Origin of the sequence: Burkholderia sp. 4NA327C6 (genome assembly GCF_005502655.1) — a bacterium.
GTDB classification, from domain to species: domain Bacteria; phylum Pseudomonadota; class Gammaproteobacteria; order Burkholderiales; family Burkholderiaceae; genus Burkholderia; species Burkholderia contaminans.
Genome location: NZ_SCNZ01000031.1, coordinates 25972 through 46951, shown reverse-complemented (window position 1 = coordinate 46951; position 20980 = coordinate 25972). Strand labels below are relative to the sequence as shown.

Below are 20980 nucleotides of genomic sequence, written 5' to 3'. Positions count from 1 at the left end.
GCCTGCTCCGCATCGTTTCCGCTAGAATCGTCCGACAAATATCACACGACCGGCGCAGGCACTGCCGTTTGCCCGCCGGCACTGAGAGAACATGGGACGTCAGACATGGAAGCATGTAACCGAGACGCGACCATTCAGAGGGCCTGGTTGCGCCGATATCGGCAAGTCCATCGGGACACGCCGCTCCAACGATCACGCCGGCATCCACAGTGCGACGCACGAACCGGATCCGGTCATGCCGGGTAAGGACGCGCTCGTCGCGCTGGCGCTCGGCGCCGTGCTGCTCGTACTGGCAGGCGTGCTCGCCGTCACGACCGGTCAGGCGACCGGCCACCTCGTCCGCACGCCGGGCACGGTCGTCCGTATCGTGCAGGACAGCGACGCGATGCGCGCGTACCGGCCGATCGTCGCGTATCTTGCGAGCGACGGCCAGCGCCGCGAGGTCGCCGGCAATACCGCCTCGACCATCCCCGCCTACGACATCGGCGAGAACGTCGACGTCCTGCTCGATCCCGTCCATCCCGAGCGCCCCGCGCTGATCGACGATTTCGCGCAACGCTGGTTTCCGGCGGCGGTGTCGGCACTGCTCGCCGTCGCGTCGTTCGCCATCGGCGCCCTGCTGATCGCCGGCAAGCGCCATCGCATGCAATCCGATGCACCGCCGACCCGGGCCCGGCGCAAACAGGTGCGACGCCGCTGGGATATCGCAATCGTGCTGATTCCGATCACGATCGGCACGGGCTTCATTGCCGGTGCCGGTGCAGCCGGCCTGCGTCAGTGGCAGATCGCCCACCACTACGCGCGCTCGACCGGCCATGTCGTCGAGATCGCAAAAAATGCGCGGTCGGCCCGCTCGCGCACGTCGCTGTATTCGGCGATCGTCGCGTTCACGACCGACAGCGGGCGCCAGATCACGTTCGCCCAGGGCGCGGCGGCGTCGCATCCGGGCCTGCGCGAAGGCGAAGCGGTCAACGTGCTGTACGACCCCGTCACACCCGAGCGCGCGGTCGTCGACCGCTTCTGGGATCGCTGGGGCCTCACGGCCATCCTGCTCGCAATCGGTGCGCCGTTCCTCGCGGCCGGGCTGTTCGTCGCCGCGACGCTGTGGCCGGACCATCGGTCGCACGAAACCGTGCCATGACGCTCGCGCGCCGGCCGCGCACCGCGTGGCACGACAACCGGCGCAGCGCGCGCATCACCGCTCCCTGAACGCCTCCACCTTCGCGCGGTTCCCGCACGTGCGCATGTCGCACCAGCGGCGCCCGACGCCGCGGCCGCGATCGACGAAGAACCACGTGCACCGGCCGCACTGCCTCACCCGCGCGAAATCGTCGCTGCGCAGCAGTTGCTCGAAGCCGAGTGCGGCCGCGTCGACCCAGCGCGACGCGGCACGCGCGTCGGGCCGCCACGCGAACCGGCCGTCGACAGCATCGAATGCGCTGCGCCCGATCGCCTCGCGAATCGCGACGGCGAGCCGGTCCGCCGCGCGCGCGCCGGCCGTGCCGCCGCCTCCGGCCGTCAGGTGCGCGATCGCAGCGTAGGCATCCTCGCGAAAACGATGCAGCGCCGCCAGCGCGTCAGCGTCGTCCTGCCGCGCATGACGCAGAAGCCGCGCCAGACCGGCCGGCGCCAGCAACCCCGATCGCTGCGCCCACGCATGCACGGCCGGCCAGTCGACGAGCTTGTCCGCGTCGCGCGTCTTGCCCGTGTCGGCCACCGTGTTGAGGAAGTCGAGCGCCGGATGGCCGCCGACGAAATCGGCTGCACCCCATTCTTGCGCGGGTCGCGCGGGCTCGTGTCGAGTAACCATTTATTTTCACCTATCGGTTTCACCCCCGGGCAATCCGGAGTAACCTGTTAACAACTAAAACAGGTTAGCACGGAGATGCCGATGCTCGAACTCGCCAACCGCTTCACTTTCGAAGGCCACCGGATTGCCTGGGGAACGATCGGCGAAGGTCCGCCGCTCGTGCTCGTGCACGGCACGCCGTTTTCGTCGCAGGTGTGGCGCCGGATCGCACCGTGGCTCGCGCGGCGTCACCGCGTGTTCTTCTACGACCTGCTCGGTTACGGTCAGTCCGACATGCCGGACGCGGATGTGTCGCTCGGCCGCCAGAACGGGCTGTTCGGCGCGCTGCTCGATGCGTGGAAAATCTCACGCCCCCGCGTACTCGCGCACGACTACGGCGGCGCAACCGTGCTGCGCGCGCACTTCCTCGACGGCGTCGCCTATGCGGACCTCACGCTCGTGAATCCGGTCGCAATCGCGCCGCAGGGCTCGCCGTTCGTGCGCCATGTCGCGCAGCACGAGGCCGCGTTCACCGGATTGCCCGCGTATGCGCATCACGCGCTCGTGTCGGCCTATCTCGGCAAGGCGGTCGCCCGGCCGCTGAGCGACGAAGCGCTGTCGATCTACCGTGCGCCGTGGCTCACGCCCGACGGTCAGGCCGCGTTCTATCGACAGATCGCGCAGATGCGCCAGCGCTACATCGAGGAAGCCGAGGCTCGTTACGCGCCGCCGGACTTTCCGGTGCGCATCGTGTGGGGCGAGGACGACGCGTGGATTCCGCTCGACCAGGGGCAGGCACTGGCCGATCGCCTCGCAAACGGCCAGCTGATCCGGGTGCCGCGCGCGGGCCATCTGGTGCAGGAAGATGCGCCGGAGGCGATCGTGGCGGCGGTACTCGACGGGCCAGGGCAAGGTTGACGCCCGCCGTACCGCATATCGCATTTCGCGTGCCGCGTCAGAACACCGGCACGCCCTGCGCAAGCGTCGAGATGAACTTCGCGGTGCGTGGATCGCGCGGATCGCCGAACAGGTCGCGCGACGCACCGGCCTCGACCACGCGGCCCTCCGCGAGAAACACCGCATCGTGTGCGATCGACGCGGCCAGGCGCAGGTCATGAGTGGCCATCAGCATCGTCGTGCCTTCCCGTGCGAGCTGGCGCAGCACCTCGACCACTTCGACGGACAGCTCCGGATCGAGCGCCGACGTCGGCTCGTCGCACAACAGCACCTGCGGCGACGGCGCGAGCGCACGCGCGATCGCAACACGTTGCTGCTGGCCGCCCGACAGCGTACCGGGCCACGCGTCGGCCTTGTCCGCGATGCCGACCTTCTCGAGCAGCGCGAGCGCACGTTCACGGGCCCGTTCGCGCGGCCAGCGCTGCACGGTGACGAGCCCTTCCATCACGTTCTGCACGACGCTCAGGTGCGGAAACAGCTGGAAGTTCTGGAACACCATGCCGGTCTGGCGGCGCACCGCGAACACGGCGTCGCGCGCCGGCCGATGCGCCGGGGAGAAGTCGATGCGTGCATCGCCGACCGTCAGCGCGCCCGCCTCGGGCACTTCGAGCAGGTTCACGCAACGCAGCAGCGTGCTCTTGCCGCTGCCGGACGGCCCGATCAGCGCCGTCACGCTGCCGGGCTGCAATGCGAGGTCGATCCCGTGCAGCACGCGATGCGTGCCGAACGACTTGTCGATACGTTCGAGCCGGATCATCGCAGCTCCGCCTGGAACAGCGCATGACGGCCGAAGCGGATTTCGAGGCGACGCTGCAGCGTGGACAGCACCGAGCTGAGCAGCAGATAGACCAGCGCGGCCTCCGTATAGAGAATCATCGGCTCGTAGGTCACGGCCGCGATCCGCTGCGCGGCCTGGAAGATCTCCGGCACGGTCAGCACGGCCGCGAGCGACGTGTCCTTCACGAGCGAAATGAACGAATTCGACAGTGCGGGCAGCGCGACGCGCGCGGCCTGCGGCAGGATCGCGCGGCGCAGCGCCTGCGGGCGCGTCATCGCCATCGAGTACGCGGCTTCCCACTGCCCCTTCGGAATCGATTCGATCACGCCGCGGATCACCTCGGCGTTGTACGCGCCGACGTTCAGCGAGAAGCCGATCACCGCGGCTGTCAGCGGATCGAGCACGATGCCGACGCTCGGCAAACCATAGAAGATCACGAACAGCTGCACGAGCAGCGGCGAGCCGCGAAACAGCCAGATGTAGAAACGTACGACGGCTTGCGCCCAGCGCGGCCCGAACAGCCGCGTGAGCGCCGCGCCGAAGGCGAGCAGCAGGCCGATCGCGAACGACGCGAGCGTGAGCGGCACCGTAAACACGAGCCCCGCAACCAGCAGGGGCCGCAGCGATTCCGCCATCAGGTGAAGCCAGGCCGGCATCGTTCAGCCTCGCGTCACGGCTGCGACACGTCGCGGCCGAAATACTTCTGCGAGATCTTCGCGTAGGTACCGTCGGCCTTGATGTCAGCGAGTGCCTTGTCGATCGCGGCCACGAGCGCGGGGCTGCCCTTGCGCAGCAGCACGCCCGATGCGTCGCTCGCGCCACCCGTGTCGGTCGCCGCGATCTTCAGTTTCGCGTCCGGCTTGTGCTTTCGGAAATCGAGGTACGACAGCGAATCGTTGATCGTCGCGTCGACGCGCCCCGAGCTCAGCAGGTCGATCGATTCGTTGAAGCCCTGCACGGGGACGACGTCCGCGCCGTGCGCGGCCGCGAGCTTGCCGAAATTGCTGGTCAGCGTGTTCGCGGATTTCTTGCCCTTGAGATCGTCGAACGAGTGGATCGTCGTGTTGTCCGCGCGCACGATCAGCACCGCGCGCGACGTGATGTACGGCGTCGAGAAATCGTATTTCGCCTTGCGCGCGTCGGTGATCGACACCTCGTTGACCACCGCGTCGTAGCGGTTCACGTCGAGGCCGGCGATCAGCCCGTCCCACTTGCCTTCGATGAACTGCGGCTTCACGCCGAGGCGCTGCGCGATCGCGGTCGCGATATCGACGTCGAAGCCCGTCAGCTTGCCGGTTTCGTCGTGGTACGTGAACGGCGCGTACGTGCCCTCGGTACCGACCCGGAACACGCCGGACGACTTGATCTGCGACAGGTCGTCGGCTGCCAGTGCGCTCGTGACCGAAACGGCCTGCAGCATGGCGACGACCAGGATGGAGCGAAGGAATTTCATGGTGCGGACCCCGAATGATAGGAGGGAATATTCCCGCGGCACATACGTGCCGTTCGAGAGGTCCGCGAATTCTACCGATGCGTCGAGGCCCGGCAAAAAAGCAAATCGGCTAACGATATGAGCCGATCGAATAACGCGCACACCGGCCGCGAAACCGGTGCGCGCGGCTTACACGCCACTTACCACGGCAATGAATACGTCTTCGTATTCGTGAAGCTCTTCATCGCTTCCTGCACGCCTTCCTTGTAGCCGAGCCCCGAATCCTTCACGCCGCCGAACGGCGTCAGCTCGAGCCGGTAGCCGGGCACTTCGCGCACGTTCACGCTGCCGACTTCCAGCTCGGTGATGAAGCGCGTGATGTGGTCGAAGCGGTTCGTGCAGACCGACGACGACAGCGCGTAGTCGGTGCTGTTCGACATCCGGATCGCGTCGTCGATGTCGCGGAAGCGCATGATAGGCGACACGGGGCCGAAGGTTTCGTACTTCACGAGCGGCATGTCGGGCGTCACGCGATCGATCACCGTTGGCGAATACAGCGCGCCGTTGCGGACATTGCCGACCAGCAGCCGCGCACCGCGCGCGATCGCGTCGTTCACCTGCTGTTCGCAGAACTTCGCGGCCGCCTCGTCGATCACCGTACCCATGTCCACCAACGGATCGGCAGGATTGCCGTATGACCATGCGCGCGTTTTCTCGACCACCAGCGCCGTGAAGCGATCGGCCACCGACTCGTGCACGAGCATCCGCTTGATCGCGGTGCAGCGCTGGCCCGAGTTCTTGTACGAGCCCGACACCGCGAGCGTGCTCGCTTCGTCGAGATCGGCGTCTTCCATCACGATGATCGGATCGTTGCCGCCGAGTTCGAGCACCGCGCGGCGGTAGCCCATCCGCGACGCGATCGACTTGCCGATCGACACGCCGCCCGTGAACGTGATCAGGTCGATCGCCGGGTTCGTGATCAGTTCGTCGGCAATCTCCCTCGGGTCACCGGTGATGACCTGCAACATCTGCGGCGGCAGGCCGGCTTCGTAAAGGATGTCCGCGAAGAGGTAACACGACAGCGGCACCTTCTCCGACGGCTTCACGACGATCCGGTTGTTGGTGGCCACCGACGGCACGATCTTGTGCGCGACCTGGTTCATCGGGTGGTTGAACGGCGTGATTGCCGAAATCACGCCGAGCAGCGGATCGCGCTGCGTGTACACGCGGCGCTTCTTGCCGTGCGGGGTCAGGTCGCACGAGAAGATCTGCCCGTCGTCCTTCAGCACTTCACCGGCGCCGAACGTCAGCACGTCGGCCACGCGCCCGGCTTCGTATGTCGAATCCTTGATGCACAGGCCGGCCTCGGCCGTGATCAGCGCTGCAATCTCGGCCGTGCGCGCGCGCACGATATCGGCCGCGCGGCGCAGGATCGCCGCGCGATCGTGGCGTGTGAGCATCGGCCGGTAGGCACGCGCGGCCGCGAACGCGCGCCGCACGTCGTCCAGCGTCGCCTTCGGCACGGTGCCGACCAGCGAGCCGTCGTACGGGTTGCGCACTTCGATTACCGCGTCCCGATGAATCCGTTCCCCATCGATTCGCAGTGCTTCGCGACGAATCTCGCTGACGTCCGTCGATGCTGCAATGGCGTTCATGAGTGTGTCCCCTTACGGATGCATGCGCATCACTGCAGATGGTTGAGCGCGATGTCGATGATGTCGAAGTTGCGCAGCCGCGCGCGGCCCGAGACGTCGCCGGCGACCGGCTTGCTGAAGATCAGCGGCACGATCTGCTCGGAGATTCCGCCGTGCGAGCGCAGCGGCACGTCGAGGCCCGACAGGTCGTGCCTGATGCGGCGCGTGCCGAGCACGACGTCCTGCTTCGAGATCACGATCAGGTCGCCCATGCGCGCCGGCGGCAGCTCGAAGCGCGCGCAGCCCTCTGCGCCGGTGAGCACGACCTCGATGCCGTCGACCGCGGCGAGCCGTGCGCGCAGCGCTTCGGCGTCGGCCGTCGCCGGCACGTAGACGGTCGCGAACGAGCCGAGCGCGCCGTGGTGCACGACGTACGGATCGGTGATCGGCAGGATCACGCGTGCCGCATCCTCGCCGAGCCACTCGTCGAACAGCTCCTGCAGGTAGATCACGTTCGGCTCGCCGGTTTCATCGTCGTGCTTCGCGTTCATCCCGTGGTCGGCCGTGATCGCGACGATCGCACCGAGCGCGTCGAGACGCTGCAGGTAGGTGTCCATCATCGCGTAGAACGCGTTCGCGCCTTCCGTGCCCGGCGCGCACTTGTGCTGCACGTAGTCGGTGGTCGACAGGTACATCAGGTCGATCGGGCGCGTCTCGAGCAGGCGCACGCCGGCCGCGAACACGAATTCCGACAGATCCGCGCTGTACACGCTCGGCACCGGCTTGCCGACCAGCTCGAGCACGTTGTCGATGCCGTTTTCCTCGACGCTCGCCTCATCGGCCTTTTCCGACGAGAAGCAGATGCCCTTCAGCCCCTTGCCGAGCAGGCGGCGCAACTTGTCCTTCGCGGTGACGACCGCGACCTTCGCACCTTGCTCCGCGAAGGTCGCGAGCACGGTCGGTGCGACCAGGTACTTCGGATCGTTCATCAGCACTTCGGCGCCGGTGTCGCGGTCGTAGAAGTAATTGCCGCTTATCCCATGCACCGCCGGCGGCACGCCTGTCACGATCGACAGGTTGTTCGGGTTCGTGAAGCTCGGCACCACGCACTCACCCTTGAGCGCCGTGCCCGGCTTCAGCAGCGTGCGCAGGAACGGCGCGACGCCGGCCTCGGCCGCTTCCTCCAGATATTCGTACGCGCAGCCATCGACGCACACGACCACCACGGGCCGGCTCATCCAGTTGTAGCGGCGGCCGTTCACTTCCACGGATACAGGCGTTTCATTCATGACGTTCATTCCTTTCAGTTCGAAGGGGTGAGCCGTCGGCGCCCGCGCCGCGCCGAAGGGAGGTGTTTTCCATGCTTGACATTAAAATTGATGATTTGTAGATTGTCAACAACATGCAGAGAACAGAAAGCAAAACAACGCAGCAGCAAGAGGGCTGGTCTCCACTCATCCGCCGCGTGCCGCGGCGCCACAGTCAAGGGGTCTGAAGATGAACGAAGTGCCGGTAAACAAGCGTTTGAACGCATGGGCGGCGGGCGCGGCCCGCTTCGCGCTGGCCGCGGCGGTCGCGCTCGGCGCGGTGCAGGCGGCGCACGCGAAGACGTCGCTGCTGGTCTATACCGCGCTGGAAGACGAGGCGATGAAGCCCTACAAGGACGCGTTCGAGAAAGCGAACCCCGACATCGAGATCCGCTGGGTGCGCGACTCGACCGGCTCGGTCACCGCGAAGCTGCTCGCGGAGAAGAACAACCCGCGCGCGGACGTCGTGCTCGGCCTCGCCGCATCGAGCCTGACGCTGCTGGACCTGCAGGGGATGCTGATGCCGTACGCGCCGACGGGCTTCGACCAGCTCACGCGCAAGTACAGCGACGCGAACACGCCGCCGCACTGGGTCGGCATGGACGTGTGGGGCGCGACGATCTGCTACAACCGCGTCGCCGCGCAGGCGAAGGGCATCCCGAAGCCGACGTCGTGGGAAGACCTGACGAAGCCCGTCTATAAAGGCGCGATCGTGATGCCGAGCCCGGTTTCGTCCGGCACCGGCTACCTCGACGTGACCGCGTGGCTGCAGACCTTCGGCGACGACCGCGGCTGGAAATTCATGGACGCGCTCGACAAGAACGTCGCGCAATACGTGCACTCGGGCTCCAAGCCGTGCACGCTCGCCGGCACCGGCGAATTCCCGATCGGCATCTCGTTCGAGTTCCGCGGCCATGAACTGCAGTCGCAGGGCGCGCCGATCGATCTCGTGTTCCCGAAGGAAGGGCTCGGCTGGGACATGGAAGGCACGGCGATCATGAAGACGACGAAGCAGCCCGATGCCGCGAAGAAGCTGGCCGACTTCATGGCGAGCAAGGAGGCGAACCAGATCACCGCGCGCTGGTGGGCGATCGTCGCGTACCCGGGTGTCGCACGCAAGCTCGCCGGCATCCCCGACAACTACTCGGCGCTGCTCGTGAAGAACGACTTCGTATGGTCGGCGAAGAACCGCCAGTCGATTCTCGATACGTGGCAGAAGCGCTACGGCGCGAAAGCGCAGCAGTAACACCGCGACCCGCCGCGGGGCCGCGCCGCGCGCCGCCCCGCGCCACCCTTTCCATCGTCGAATCCGGCCCCCGGGCCGCCCCAGCATGGAGGCGCGCATGGCACCTTATCTGAGCGCAGAACGCATCGAGAAGCGGTACAACGACACGCAGGTCCTGACCGACATCAACCTGAGCGTGATGAAGGGCGAAATGATCTGCTTCCTGGGGCCGTCCGGCTGCGGGAAGACCACGCTGCTGCGGATCATCGCAGGGCTCGAGACGCAGAACGCCGGCCACATCATGCAGGACGGCCGCGACATCTCGCGGCTGCCGCCGCAACTGCGCGACTACGGCATCGTGTTCCAGTCGTACGCGCTGTTCCCGAACCTCACGGTGTACGACAACGTCGCGTACGGGCTCGTGAATCGCAGGATGAAGCGCGACGCGATCCACGAGCGCGTGCACACGCTGCTCGCACTGGTCGGCCTGCCCGACAGCCATCGCAAGCATCCGGGCCAGCTGTCCGGCGGCCAGCAGCAGCGCATCGCGCTGGCACGCGCGCTCGCCACCTCCCCCGGCCTGCTGCTGCTCGACGAGCCGCTGTCGGCACTCGACGCGCGGGTGCGCGTGCGGCTGCGCCAGGAGATCCGCGCGCTGCAGCAGCGGCTCGGCGTGACGACGATCATGGTCACGCACGACCAGGAAGAGGCGCTGTCGATGGCCGACCGCATCGTCGTGATGAACCACGGCGTAATCGAGCAGATCGGCACGCCGCTCGAAATCTACCGGCAGCCCGCGTCGCCGTTCGTCGCGGACTTCATCGGCCGCGTGAACACTATTCCCGCCGAAGTCGCGCAGGACGGCACGCTGCGCGCAGGCGCGGTCGGGCTCGACTGCCGCCACGGTGCGGCCCGCCCCACGCAAGGCGCGGCGGTATCGGTCTACGTGCGGCCCGAGGACCTGCGCATCCGCGTGCCGGGCGAGACGGCCGACAACGTGCTGGCCGGCCGCGTCGAGAAGCTCGAATTCCTCGGCGCGTTCTGCCGCGTGAGCTTCCGGATCGACGGGCTCGACGGCCAGGAGATCGTCGCCGACCTGTCGTATCACGACGTCGACCGCACCGGCGTGCAGGCCGGCGCGCGCATCGACCTCGCGCTCGATCGCGAGCATGTCCGCGTGTTCCCGAGCGCGAAGGAGCGACTGCAATGAGCACCGTCCTGACCGAGCGCCGCCGCGGCGCCTCCGTCCCCGCCGACGTGCGGCAGATCACGCACTGGCACGACCGCCTCGCGCAGCTCGCGCTCGTCGCGATGGCCGCGCTGATGTCGATGTTCCTGCTGCTGCCGCTCGCGCTCGTCGTGCAGAAATGCTTCGTTGATGCGGACGGGCGCTTCGTCGGCGCGCACAACTTCGTCGAGTATCTCGAGGACAGCGGCGTGCTGCGCTCGATGCTGCATTCGCTGACGGTCGGCGCACTCGTCACGTCGATCGTCGTGCCGATGGCGTTCACGTTCGCATATGCGCTGACGCGCTCGTGCATGCCGCTGAAGAACGCCGCGCGCACGATCGCTCTCCTGCCGCTGCTCGCGCCGACGCTGCTGTCCGCGGTGTCGTTCATCTACTGGTTCGGCAACGCGGGGCTGCTGAAGCCGCTGCTGCACGGCCATTCGATCTATGGGCTGCCGGGCATCGTGCTGAGCATGGTGTATGCGTCGTTCCCGCACGTGCTGATGATCCTCGTCACCGCGCTGTCGCTGGCCGACGGCCGGCTCTACGAAGCCGCCGACGCGATGGGCACGCGCCGCATGCGCAAGTTCTTCACGATCACGCTGCCGGGTGCGAAGTACGGGCTGATCAGCGCGACGATGGTGGCGTTCACGATGTGCATCAACGACTTCGGCGTACCGGTGGTGATCGGCGGTTCGTATAACGTACTGTCGACCGACATCTACAAGCTGATCATCGGCCTGCAGGACTTCAACCGCAGCGCGGTCGTGAGCCTGATGCTGCTGTGCCCGGCGCTGGTCGCGTTCGGCGTCGACTTCTTCATTCGCCGCCGCCAGCAGTCGCAGCTCGGCGCGCGCTCGACGCCGTACCAGCCGAAGCCGTCGCGCGGCTTCGACGCCGCGATGCTCGCGTACTGCGGCATCGTGTGCGCGTTCTTCATCGCGGTGGTCGGCATCTCGGTGTTCGCGTCGTTCGTGAAGTTCTGGCCGTACCAGATGAGCCTCGGGCTGCAGCACTACGAGATGGGGTTGATCGGCGCCGGCATCTTCGACGCGTACAAGAACAGCCTGCGGATGGCCGCGACGGTCGCGCTCGGCGGCACGATCGTCGTGTTCGGCGGGGCGTACCTGATCGAGAAGACGCGCGGCGCGCGCTGGCTGCGCGGCTTCATCGCGCTGTGCGCGATCCTGCCGATGGGCGTGCCGGGGCTCGTGCTCGGCATCAGCTACATCTTCCTGTTCAACGCGCCCGGCAATCCGCTGAACGGGCTGTACGGCTCGCTGTGGCTGCTCGCGATCGTCACGGTGGTGCACTACTACGCGTCGAGCCACCTGACCGCCGTCACCGCGCTCCGGCAGATCGACAGCGAGTTCGAGGCCGTGTCCGCGTCGCTGAAGGTGCCGTTCTACAAGACCTTCGTGCGCGTGACCGTGCCCGTGTGCCTGCCCGCGATCCTGCTGATCGCGCGCTACCTGTTCGTCAACGGAATGACGACGGTCTCGGCCGTCGCGTTCCTCTACTCGCCCGATACGCAACCCGCGTCGGTCGCGATCCTGAACCTCGACGACGCGGGCCAGATGGGCCCGGCTGCCGCGATGGCCACGCTCGTGCTCGCGACCTCGTCGTTCGCGTGCGTGCTGTTCGCGTGCATCTCGCACCGCCTGTTGCGCCGCACGCAGGCCTGGCGCAATCCGCATCGCCGTTGATTCCCTGACTGTATTCACGTGACGTCCCGACTTCATCAAGGAGACACCATGACGCTCGCCGCCCAGCCCATCCTGCTCACCCCCGGCCCCCTGACGACCTCCGACACCACGCGCGACGCGATGCTGCGCGACTGGGGCTCGTGGGACAGCGACTTCAACGCGATCACCGCGCGGCTGCGCGAACGCCTGCTGCAGATCGTGCACGGCGAAGGCACGCACGAATGCGTGCCGCTGCAAGGCAGCGGCACGTTCTCGGTCGAAGCGGCGATCGGCACGCTCGTGCCGCGCGACGGCCACGTGCTGGTGCCGAACAACGGCGCGTACTGCGCGCGCCTCGCGAAGATCTGCCGCGCGCTCGGCCGCACGCTCACGACGATCGACTACAGCGAGGATCGCCGCGTCGATCCGGCCGACGTCGAGCGCGCGCTCGCGGCCGATCCGACCATCACGCATGTCGCGCTCGTGCACTGCGAAACCGGCGCCGGCGTGCTGAACCCGCTGCACGACGTCGCGCAGGTCGTCGCGAAGCATGGCCGCGGACTGATCGTGGACGCGATGAGTTCGTTCGGCGCGATCGACATCGATGCGCGCACGACGCCGTTCGACGCGGTGATCGCCGCATCCGGCAAATGCCTCGAAGGCGTGCCGGGGCTCGGCTTCGTGATCGCGAAGCGCAGTGCGCTCGAACGCTGCGAAGGCAACAGCCACTCGCTCGCGATGGACCTGTACGACCAGTGGGTCTACATGCAGCGCACGACGCAGTGGCGCTTTACGCCGCCGACGCACGTGGTCGCGGCGCTCGACGCGGCCGTTGCGCAATACGTCGACGAAGGCGGGCTCGCCGCGCGCGGCGGCCGCTACCAGCGCAACTATCGCGCGCTGATCGACGGGATGCTCGCGCTCGGTTTCCGGCCGTTCCTCGATCCGGCGATCCAGGCGCCGATCATCGTCACGTTCCATGCGCCGGACGATCCGAACTACGATTTCAAGCGCTTCTACCAGGAGGTCAAGCAGCGCGGCTACATCCTGTATCCGGGCAAGCTGACCGAGGTCGAGACGTTCCGGGTCGGCTGCATCGGCCACTTCGGCGAAGCCGGCATCCCGGGCGCCGTCGCCGCGATCGCCGACACGCTGCGGGCAATGGGCGTGCGCCGCGTGTCGGCGGAAGCCGCCGCATGACGTGACGCATGACGACGTGACGTGATGGTCCCCGCCGCATGCGGCGTTCGCATGCGGCGGCCGATTTTTCGGCAGTGCGCGGCACGGCCCCTTTTCGACGAACCCTCCCATGCGACCCTTCTGGATCGAACAAGCGCTGTTCAACGACGGTGATCTCGCCCCCGCGCTGCAAGGCGAGACGCGTGCCGACGTGTGCATCGTCGGCGGCGGCTTCACCGGGCTCTGGACCGCGATCCAGGCGAAGCAGCAGGATCCCGCGCTCGACATAGCAATCGTCGAAGCCGACCTGTGCGGCGCCGGCGCGAGCGGCCGCAACGGCGGTTGCCTGCTCACGTGGTCTGCAAAATTCCTGACGCTGCGGCGGCTGTTCGGCGAGGCCGAGGCGATCCGGCTCGTGAAGGCATCCGAAGCGGCCGTGCAGCACATCGCCGATTTCTGCCGCGCGCACGACATCGATGCCGAGCTGCGGCTCGACGGCACGCTGTACACCGCGACGTCGCGTGCGCAGGTCGGCACGCTCGCGCCGGTGCTCGACGCGCTCGCCGCATGCGGCATCCACAGCTACGAACCGCTGCCGCCCGCCGAAGTCGCGCGCCGCTCGGGGTCGGCGCGCAATCTCGACGGCGTCTATTCGCCGATCGCCGCGACCGTGCATCCCGGCAAGCTCGTGCGCGGGCTGCGCCGCGTCGCGCTCGCGATGGGCATCCGGATCTACGAACGCACGCCGATGCTCGACTTCACGCCCGGCCAGCCCGCCGTCGTGCGCACGCCGTCCGGCAGCGTGAGCGCGGGCAGGCTCGTGTTCGCGATCAACGCGTGGATGGCGAGCCGCTTCCCGCAGTTCGAGCGCACGATCGCGGTCGTGTCGAGCGATATGGTCATCACCGAGAAATGCCCGGCGCTGCTCGAAAAGACCGGGCTCGTCGACGGCGTGTCGGTGCTCGATTCGCGGATCTTCGTCTACTACTACCGCACCACCGCCGACGGGCGGCTGATGCTCGGCAAGGGCGGCAACACGTTCTCGTGGCGCAGCCGCATCGCGCCCGTATTCGACCGGCGCTCGCCTTACGAAGCGCAACTCACGCAGAGCCTGCGCGAATTCTTTCCTTCGCTCGCGGGCGTGCCGGTCACCGCGAGCTGGAACGGGCCGTCGGATCGCTCCGTCACCGGCTTCCCGTTCTTCGGCCGCCTCGACGACGCGCCGAACGTGTTCTACGGCTTCGGCTACTCGGGTAACGGCGTGGGGCCGACCTACATGGGCGGGCAGATCCTGTCGTCGCTCGTGCTCGGCCTCGACAACGCGTGGACGCGCAGCCCGATCGTGCGCGGCCCGCTCGGGGCGTTCCCGCCGGAGCCGATCCGCTATGTCGGCGCGCACGTCGTGCGCAATGCAATCCGCCGCAAGGAGCGCGCGGAAGACGAGAGCCGGCGGCCGGCGGCGGTCGACACGTGGCTCGCGAAATTCGCGAGCGCGGCGGGGAAGGCCGACAAGGCGTAACGATGTGTCGACCTGCAGGACCTGAGTGACTTGAAGACACAACGAAAAAGGGACGCTGCGAAGCGTCCCTTTGCTTTGTGCCGCGCGCGGCAACCCGCGCAGGCGTTGCCGGGCGCTTACGCGCGCACGGGCTTCTCCCGCGCCGCCTTGCCCGCCGCGGGCAACCCCTGCTCGTGCGTGCGGCGCATGCGCTCGAGACCGTGCGACAGGTGCTCGCGCACGAGTGCCACGGCCTTCTCCTCGTCGCCGCTCGCGAGCGCCTGCACGATCTTGTCGTGCTCGGCCGCCGACACCGCGATCGCATCCTCCTCGGCCTCGATCGCCGCCTGGCGCAGCAGCCCAAGCTGGCGCACGAGCCGGCGGTAGGTATCGGTGAGATGCGTATTGCCGACGCCGACCACCATCGCGTCGTGGAACTGCACGTTCAATTCGGTGTAGCGCGTGACGTCGTGCGTCTTCGCGGCGTCCTTCATCGACTGGATGATGCCCTTCAGCACCTTCAGCGTGTCGGGCGAGATGCGCTTCGCGAGCGCGCGCGCGACCGACTCGTCGAGCATCGCGCGCACTTCGTAGATCTCCTCGGCCTCGCGCAGTGGCACGACGCGCACCGTCACGCCGCGGTTCTTCTCGTTGCGCAGCAGGCCGGCCTGTTCGAGCGCGCGGAACGCTTCGCGCACGGGGCCGCGCGACACGTTCAGCTTGGTCGCGATCTCGACTTCGTTGAGCTTCTCGCCGGGTGCGTATTCGCCGGAGACGATCGCGCGCTCGAGCATGTCCTGGACGATCATCGCGAGCGACTGGCTCTGCAGGAGTTCGATGGCGCTGAGCGCGTTCGGGGCTGTCATGGTCGGGCAGGCAGCAAGGCTGCGGTAGAAAACGAGGGCGCCATATCGGCGAATGATCCTTGTATACCCTCGCCCCGACACATTGTCAACAGTCTTCAGTCTCCAAAAGCCAATTCCGCCTGCCGGAATGCCCGCGAAGCACAGCCGGCAGACGGCGGTCGCGCGTCGGGCCGACCTGGCCCGCGTCGCGCGACGCGTACCGACCGTCAGGCCGTCGGGTGCTTCACCGGCCCCGGATCGCTCTGGCTCGGCCGGCCCGTCTCGACGTGGCCCGCGAAACGGCGCACGACCTTGTCGTCGCCGCCGCGCAGCGTCGTCGCGGTGATCGTCAGATCGTACCAGCCGTGGCTCGACGACAGCTCGAAGTGATCCTCGATGCGCTCGCCCGGCTCCAGCGTGTAGGTCCGCGCATGCTTGTGGCTGTATGCGTTGTCGACCGTCACGCGGCACGTTGCATGCCCGCTGTTGCGCAGTTGCAGGTACACGTGGCGGTTGCGCACGTCGTAGCCGATCCGCGCTTCGGGGTTCGCGTGGCGGCCGTCCGCCGCGAGCCGCGTGTTGCCCTGGAACTCGCACAGATAGCCGTTCGGGCCATATGCCGCGAGATGGTAATCGCCGCGTGCGGCCGACGTATTCCACGTATCGACGAAGCGGTCGTGCGCGGACACCGCATAGCGGCGCGGCGTCGTCGTGGGGTTGCGGCGGTCGTACACGTAGAACGCGGCGCCTGCATCACCGGTGTTCGCGAAGTCGAGCGACACGGCGTCGTCGTGTGCGCTCACGCGGCTGTGCACGAACAGTTCGTACGGCAACGCACGTGCCGGGCGCGTGCCGGGCTCCTGCGCCGGCATCGACTGCTGCGCGGGCACCTGGTACGCCTGGCCGGCCGTCGCGATGTGCTGCGGCACCGTGAAGCTCACCGTGCGCGTGTCGGGGCGCGCGGAGAAATCGAATGCCGACGTGAGGTCGCCGCAGATCGACCGGCGCCACGCGCTGATGTTCGGCTCCTTCACACCGAAACGCGCTTCGAGGAAACGCAGCACCGACGTATGGTCGAACGTCTCCGAGCAGACCCAGCCGCCCTTCGTCCACGGCGAGATGATGATCAGCGGCACGCGCGGCCCGAGGCCGATCGGCTGGATGCCGCCCGGGTCCGCACCCGGCACGAGCGGGCTCATTTCGCCCGGGTACTTGTTCAGGTCGAGCAGTTCGTCGCCGAGGTTCGACAGCAGGTTCGACGACACGATGCCCTGGCCGCCCACGCCGCTCGTGACCGGCGGCACCGGCGGCACGACGTGGTCGAACAGCCCGTCGTTCTCGTCGTAGTTCAGGATGAACACCGTCTTCGCCCACACTTCCGGGTTCGACGTGAGCGCCTCGAGCACCATGTTGATGTAGAACGCGCCGTCGGTCGGGGAAGCCTGCGGGTGCTCGCTGTACTTGTACGGCGACACGATCCACGACACCTGCGGCAGCCGGTTCGCCTGCACGTCGGCCTTCAGCTCGGCGAGCGTGTGGTCCGACGCGCCCTTGTCGACCAGCGGGCCGCTCGCGCCCTCCTTCACCTGGAAGCGCTTGAAGAACATCAGCGAGTTGTCGGTGTAGTTGTCGGTCGGGTCGCCCGGGATGCCCGTGCCGCCCTGGTACACCTTCCAGCTGATCTTCGCGTTCTCGAGGCGTTCCGCGTAGGTCGTCCACGTATAGCCGTTCACGTCGTCGCGCTCGCCGATGCCCGGGCCGTTCGGCGGGTTGCCGTAGATGTTGCGCGGGTCGACCGTGCCGGTCCACAGGTAGATGCGGTTCGGCGCGGTGTCGGCGTGCGCGGAGCAGAAGTACGAATCGCAGATCGTGAACGCGTCGGCCAATGCGTAGTGGTACGTGAGATCCTGGCGCTTCAGGTAGCCCATCGTCAGCACGTCCTGCTTCTGGTTCACCCACTGGTCCCACTGGCCGTTGTTCCAGGACAGGTGGCCGCTGCTCCAGCCGTGGTTGGTGCCCGGCTGGAATTCGGTCGTCTGCTTCGGATCGAGGTAGAACGGCAGCACGTACGGCGCCGACCGATCGAGACCGCGCGAATGGTAGTTCTTCGTGAACACCGACGCCGGCGGCTGTTGCCATACCGGCGCACCGCTCGGCAGCAGGTGCGGACGCGGGTCGTTGAAGCCGCGCACGCCACGCAGGCCGCCGAAGTAATGGTCGAACGAACGGTTTTCCTGCATGAAGATCACGACGTGCTCCACGTCGCGGATCGTGCCCGTGCGATAGGCGGCCGGCATCGCCAGCGCATTGCGGATCGCGGGCGGAAAGCCCGCGTAGGCGGCCATCGCGCCGGCCGACTGCGCGGCAAGGCGCAGGAAATCGCGTCGATTGTTCGAGGACATGAAGAGAACCCTGTGGTCGGTAGGAGTGGGGGCGCCAGTCGAGCGGGGCCGGCGGTTTGCGTTGCCGTTATTACCCCGCACCGGCATGTCCCGGGCGTGACCGGTTACCGCAGGTTTCTTTGGGTTACCCACAGGAATTTTGTCGAAGCGGCGCACGACGCGGCTTTCATCCGGCCGACATACGCATGCGCTACGCTGACGCGCGATACAGAGGGGAGAAGCCGAGTCGTGTTCGATCAGCTGAAGGCGTTCCACGCGACCGTCCGGCAGGGCAGCATCACGCGCGCCGCGCGCCACCTGGGCGTGAGCCAGCCGACGATCGCCGCGCAGATCCGTCAGGTCGAGCAGGTGTACGGCGTCGAGCTGTTCTACCGCAGCGGCCGCAAGCTCGAGATCACCGAGACGGGCATCGAGCTGCTGCCGCTCGTCGAGAAGATGATCGCGCTCGAGGCGCAGGCCGACATCATGCTGCGCAACGTCGGCGGCCTGTTCGAAGGCCACCTGCGGATCGGCGCGACGGGGCCGTACTACATCATGGATGCGGTCGGCCGCTTCTCGAACGCGCACCCGTCGATCGCGCTCACGTGCCGGATCGGCAACTCGGAGGAGATCCTGCAGGCGCTGCAGGAATTCCGCATCGACCTCGCCGTCTCGTCGCAGCGCAACGATGCCGACGGCCTCGAACGCAAGGTGATCTCGACCGACCCGCTCATGCTCGTCGTGCATCGCAACCATCCGCTCGCGCGCTTCGACACGATCGAGCCGGCGCAGCTCGCCGACGTGCGGCTGCTGATTCGCGAGGAAGGCTCGGTCACGCGCCGCTGCACGGAGACGATTCTCGAGGCGGCAGGTGTCGCGGCCGTATCGGTTGCAGAGATCGGCAGCCGCGAAGCGATCCGCGAGGCAATCCTGCACGGCGTGGGCGGCAGCCTGTTTCCGCTCGGCGAGGCCGAACGTCATCCGGATTTGCGCGTGATCGCGCTGCGCGGCGTCGATACGACGATCGACGAATACGTGTACTACCTGAAGGCGCGGCGCCAGAGCCCCGCGATCGACGCATTCCTCGCGTGCATCCTGCCGGCCGGCAGCGACACGGCCGCAACGGATGACGCCGGACGAACGGCGCGGCGGGTGAGCGCGCGCTGAACTGCCGCGCGCTCACCGGGTCCGCACTTTGCTGGCGCTTTTCCCGCGCCTTCCCTCGTTTTTCCTCGTGCCTTCCTTCTGTCGTTGCGCTCACATCATTTCGGCAATGCCGGAATCATCCACGTCAGCACGTGCTGCTGGAGGAACACCAACACGCCGAGCAGCAGCGTGAGAATCACGCTGTGCCAGAAGGTGCGCGCAAACACGACACCTTCCTGCCCTTTCAGGTCCGTCGTCGATACACCCGTCGCGATGTTCTGCGGCGAGATCATCTTGCCCATCACGCCGCCGGACGAGTTGGTCGCGGCCATCAGCACCGGATCGAGGCCGAGCTGCCGGGCGGCCACGACCTGCAGGTTGCCGAACAGCGCGTTGCCCGACGTGTCGCTGCCGGACAGGAACACCGCGATCCAGCCGAGCGACGCGGACACCAGCGGGAACAGCGCCCCCGTCGACGCGACGCCGGTGCCGAGCGTGTAGCTGATCCCCGAGTAGTTCAGCAGGTACGCGAGCCCGACGATCATCATCACCGTGACGATCGCGATCCACGTCTGCCGCCAGGTCTTGACCACGCATTCGAAGAAGTCGCCCACGCCGGTGCGCGTCAGCGCGGCCGTGATGATCGCCGAGACCAGGATCGCGGTGCCCGTGCCGAGCGGCTGGAAATCCCAGATCGCCGCATACGGCTTGTGGTACAGCGACACGAACACCGCGTTGTGCAGGCCCGGCCACTTGATCTTCACGTCGCCGATCGCCGCGATGTTCGCGTGCACCCAAACGATCACGACCACCGACACGACGAGCCACGGCAGCCAGCCGCCGAAGCCCGCGCGTGCGGCGCCGGCCGTTGCCGGCACGCTGCGCGCGAGTGCGTATTGCGGATCGGGCTGCGGCTTCCACACCTGCAGGAAGCCGATCGTGACGATCAGCGACGTGAGCGACGACAGCACGTCGGTGAGCTGGTAGCCGAGGAAGTTCGACGTGACGAACTGCGCGATCGCGAAGCTGCCGCCCGACACGAGCAGCGCGGGCCACAGCTTCGAGATCGAGCGCAGCCCGCCGTACGCGCCGACCACGTAGAACGGCAGCAGCAGCGCGAAGAACGGCAACTGGCGGCCGACCATCTGCGCGAGTGTCGCGGGCGGCAGCGACGTCACCGCGCCGAGCACGGTGATCGGCACGCCGAGCGCGCCGAACGCGACCGGCGCCGTGTTGAACAGCAGCGTGTAGGTGAGCGCCTCGAGCGCGGGGAAGCCGAGCGCGATCAAGAGTGCGCTCGTGATCGCGACCGGCGTGCCGAATCCCGAGATCCCTTCGAGCAGGCAACCGAACGAGAACGCGACGACGAGCAGCACGAGCCGGCGATCGTCGGGCAGGTTGTCGAGCATCCACTGCCGGAACTGGTCGAAGCGGCCCGACTTCACCGCGATGTTGTACAGCAGCAATGCGTTGAAGACGATCCACATCACCGGCACGACCGCGAGCGCCATGCCCGCGCCGACCGCGTTGAACGCGAGCCCCACCGGCATGCCCCATGCGCCGATTGCGACCGCGAGGCCGGCGACGAGCCCGGCGAGCGACGCCTGCCACGCGGGGCGGCGCAGCACGCCGAGTGCGATCAGCGCGACCGCGATCGGGATCGCGGCGACGAGGAAGGACAGCAGCAGCGAGTTGGCGACTGGCGTCAGCGGCTGTGCGAAAACGATGCCGGGCGGTAGGGCGTCGGTGGGGTTCATCGTGTCTCCAGATGTCGACCCGAGTTGGCGCTTTAGCGCTTACTCGGGTCCCATGCCTTGCGCTGACGACCCGAGCTGGCATCGGGATGCCCCGGGTTCGGTACAAGGCGATGTCCTGCGGTCACGACCGGGATCAAGC

17 protein-coding genes are annotated in these 20980 nt (G+C 67.4%); 8 read left to right on the top strand and 9 right to left on the bottom strand.

Annotated elements, in window-relative coordinates:
- The first annotated feature begins 91 nt into the window (after positions 1-91).
- Entirely contained in the window at positions 92-1141 is a 1050-nt protein-coding gene (locus FFS49_RS27200; RefSeq protein ID WP_105817461.1) for a DUF3592 domain-containing protein, read from the top strand.
- A gap of 54 nt (positions 1142-1195) precedes the next feature.
- On the opposite strand, the gene FFS49_RS27195 is transcribed toward FFS49_RS27200, so the two are convergent.
- Positions 1196-1810, bottom strand: coding sequence for a CGNR zinc finger domain-containing protein (locus FFS49_RS27195; protein WP_105817462.1), 615 nt, complete (start codon positions 1808-1810; stop codon positions 1196-1198).
- An 81-nt stretch (positions 1811-1891) separates the two neighbouring features.
- Between FFS49_RS27195 and FFS49_RS27190 the strand changes: the two genes are divergently transcribed.
- Positions 1892-2707 (top strand): alpha/beta fold hydrolase, encoded by an 816-nt coding sequence (locus tag FFS49_RS27190; protein ID WP_105817484.1) that lies wholly within the window; start codon positions 1892-1894, stop codon positions 2705-2707.
- A gap of 37 nt (positions 2708-2744) precedes the next feature.
- On the opposite strand, the gene FFS49_RS27185 is transcribed toward FFS49_RS27190, so the two are convergent.
- The 5 genes from FFS49_RS27185 to phnA form a co-directional block, all read right to left on the bottom strand.
- Positions 2745-3503 (bottom strand): amino acid ABC transporter ATP-binding protein, encoded by a 759-nt coding sequence (locus FFS49_RS27185; RefSeq protein WP_071335258.1) that lies wholly within the window; start codon positions 3501-3503, stop codon positions 2745-2747.
- Complete coding sequence (locus FFS49_RS27180) at positions 3500-4180, bottom strand: amino acid ABC transporter permease (protein ID WP_071335259.1); 681 nt, start codon at positions 4178-4180, stop codon at positions 3500-3502. Before FFS49_RS27180 ends, FFS49_RS27185 begins: the two co-directional genes overlap by 4 nt.
- Positions 4181-4194: 14 nt before the next feature.
- Complete coding sequence (locus FFS49_RS27175; RefSeq protein ID WP_039350157.1) at positions 4195-4977, bottom strand: amino acid ABC transporter substrate-binding protein; 783 nt, start codon at positions 4975-4977, stop codon at positions 4195-4197.
- Positions 4978-5156: 179 nt separating this feature from the next.
- A complete protein-coding gene (phnY, locus tag FFS49_RS27170) occupies positions 5157-6611 on the bottom strand; it encodes a phosphonoacetaldehyde dehydrogenase (protein ID WP_105817463.1) in 1455 nt (484 codons plus the stop codon).
- A 29-nt stretch (positions 6612-6640) separates the two neighbouring features.
- A complete protein-coding gene (gene phnA / locus FFS49_RS27165) occupies positions 6641-7879 on the bottom strand; it encodes a phosphonoacetate hydrolase (RefSeq protein WP_039350206.1) in 1239 nt (412 codons plus the stop codon).
- A 208-nt stretch (positions 7880-8087) separates the two neighbouring features.
- Here phnA and FFS49_RS27160 point away from each other — a divergent pair, with 208 nt between their 5' ends.
- The 5 genes from FFS49_RS27160 to FFS49_RS27140 all read left to right on the top strand — a co-directional run bounded on the left by FFS49_RS27160 (position 8088) and on the right by FFS49_RS27140 (position 14733).
- Positions 8088-9143, top strand: a complete 1056-nt coding sequence (locus FFS49_RS27160) for a putative 2-aminoethylphosphonate ABC transporter substrate-binding protein (protein WP_105817464.1) — start codon at positions 8088-8090, stop codon at positions 9141-9143.
- A gap of 97 nt (positions 9144-9240) precedes the next feature.
- Positions 9241-10332 (top strand): putative 2-aminoethylphosphonate ABC transporter ATP-binding protein, encoded by a 1092-nt coding sequence (locus tag FFS49_RS27155; RefSeq protein ID WP_105817465.1) that lies wholly within the window; start codon positions 9241-9243, stop codon positions 10330-10332.
- Positions 10329-12056 carry a putative 2-aminoethylphosphonate ABC transporter permease subunit gene (locus FFS49_RS27150; protein ID WP_105817466.1) on the top strand — a complete coding sequence of 576 codons (1728 nt, stop codon included), beginning with the start codon at positions 10329-10331 and terminating at the stop codon, positions 12054-12056. The genes FFS49_RS27155 and FFS49_RS27150 overlap by 4 nt, the downstream gene beginning before the upstream one ends.
- A gap of 48 nt (positions 12057-12104) precedes the next feature.
- Positions 12105-13235, top strand: coding sequence for a 2-aminoethylphosphonate--pyruvate transaminase (locus FFS49_RS27145; RefSeq protein ID WP_105817467.1), 1131 nt, complete (start codon positions 12105-12107; stop codon positions 13233-13235).
- A gap of 109 nt (positions 13236-13344) precedes the next feature.
- Positions 13345-14733, top strand: a complete 1389-nt coding sequence (locus FFS49_RS27140; protein ID WP_105817468.1) for an FAD-dependent oxidoreductase — start codon at positions 13345-13347, stop codon at positions 14731-14733.
- A gap of 116 nt (positions 14734-14849) precedes the next feature.
- On the opposite strand, the gene FFS49_RS27135 is transcribed toward FFS49_RS27140, so the two are convergent.
- Positions 14850-15578, bottom strand: coding sequence for a phosphonate utilization associated transcriptional regulator (locus FFS49_RS27135; RefSeq protein ID WP_105817469.1), 729 nt, complete (start codon positions 15576-15578; stop codon positions 14850-14852).
- Between the two features lie 206 nt (positions 15579-15784).
- The gene (locus FFS49_RS27130) at positions 15785-17959 is read right to left on the bottom strand and encodes a phosphocholine-specific phospholipase C (protein ID WP_105817470.1); all 2175 of its coding nucleotides are present in this window, start codon (positions 17957-17959) and stop codon (positions 15785-15787) included.
- Between the two features lie 228 nt (positions 17960-18187).
- On the opposite strand from FFS49_RS27130, the gene FFS49_RS27125 reads away from it, so the two are divergent.
- A complete protein-coding gene (locus FFS49_RS27125; RefSeq protein ID WP_105817471.1) occupies positions 18188-19105 on the top strand; it encodes a LysR family transcriptional regulator in 918 nt (305 codons plus the stop codon).
- 95 nt (positions 19106-19200) lie between these two features.
- Here the strand turns inward: FFS49_RS27125 and FFS49_RS27120 are convergent, their stop codons facing one another.
- The gene (locus FFS49_RS27120; RefSeq protein WP_105817472.1) at positions 19201-20841 is read right to left on the bottom strand and encodes an L-lactate permease; all 1641 of its coding nucleotides are present in this window, start codon (positions 20839-20841) and stop codon (positions 19201-19203) included.
- Between the last annotated feature and the right edge of the window lie 139 nt (positions 20842-20980).

What these genes read in the sequence shown, in the direction of transcription:
- FFS49_RS27140 (WP_105817468.1), top strand. Translation starts at nt 13,345, where the DNA reads ATGCGACCCTTCTGGATCGAACAAGCGCTGTTCAACGACGGTGATCTC.
- FFS49_RS27155 (WP_105817465.1), top strand. Translation starts at nt 9,241, where the DNA reads ATGGCACCTTATCTGAGCGCAGAACGCATCGAGAAGCGGTACAACGAC.
- FFS49_RS27175 (WP_039350157.1), bottom strand. Translation starts at nt 4,977, where the DNA reads ATGAAATTCCTTCGCTCCATCCTGGTCGTCGCCATGCTGCAGGCCGTT.
- FFS49_RS27200 (WP_105817461.1), top strand. Translation starts at nt 92, where the DNA reads ATGGGACGTCAGACATGGAAGCATGTAACCGAGACGCGACCATTCAGA.
- FFS49_RS27135 (WP_105817469.1), bottom strand. Translation starts at nt 15,578, where the DNA reads ATGACAGCCCCGAACGCGCTCAGCGCCATCGAACTCCTGCAGAGCCAG.
- FFS49_RS27150 (WP_105817466.1), top strand. Translation starts at nt 10,329, where the DNA reads ATGAGCACCGTCCTGACCGAGCGCCGCCGCGGCGCCTCCGTCCCCGCC.
- FFS49_RS27185 (WP_071335258.1), bottom strand. Translation starts at nt 3,503, where the DNA reads ATGATCCGGCTCGAACGTATCGACAAGTCGTTCGGCACGCATCGCGTG.
- FFS49_RS27190 (WP_105817484.1), top strand. Translation starts at nt 1,892, where the DNA reads ATGCTCGAACTCGCCAACCGCTTCACTTTCGAAGGCCACCGGATTGCC.
- FFS49_RS27130 (WP_105817470.1), bottom strand. Translation starts at nt 17,959, where the DNA reads ATGTCCTCGAACAATCGACGCGATTTCCTGCGCCTTGCCGCGCAGTCG.
- FFS49_RS27120 (WP_105817472.1), bottom strand. Translation starts at nt 20,841, where the DNA reads ATGAACCCCACCGACGCCCTACCGCCCGGCATCGTTTTCGCACAGCCG.
- FFS49_RS27160 (WP_105817464.1), top strand. Translation starts at nt 8,088, where the DNA reads ATGAACGAAGTGCCGGTAAACAAGCGTTTGAACGCATGGGCGGCGGGC.
- phnY (WP_105817463.1), bottom strand. Translation starts at nt 6,611, where the DNA reads ATGAACGCCATTGCAGCATCGACGGACGTCAGCGAGATTCGTCGCGAA.
- phnA (WP_039350206.1), bottom strand. Translation starts at nt 7,879, where the DNA reads ATGAATGAAACGCCTGTATCCGTGGAAGTGAACGGCCGCCGCTACAAC.
- FFS49_RS27195 (WP_105817462.1), bottom strand. Translation starts at nt 1,810, where the DNA reads ATGGTTACTCGACACGAGCCCGCGCGACCCGCGCAAGAATGGGGTGCA.
- FFS49_RS27145 (WP_105817467.1), top strand. Translation starts at nt 12,105, where the DNA reads ATGACGCTCGCCGCCCAGCCCATCCTGCTCACCCCCGGCCCCCTGACG.
- FFS49_RS27180 (WP_071335259.1), bottom strand. Translation starts at nt 4,180, where the DNA reads ATGCCGGCCTGGCTTCACCTGATGGCGGAATCGCTGCGGCCCCTGCTG.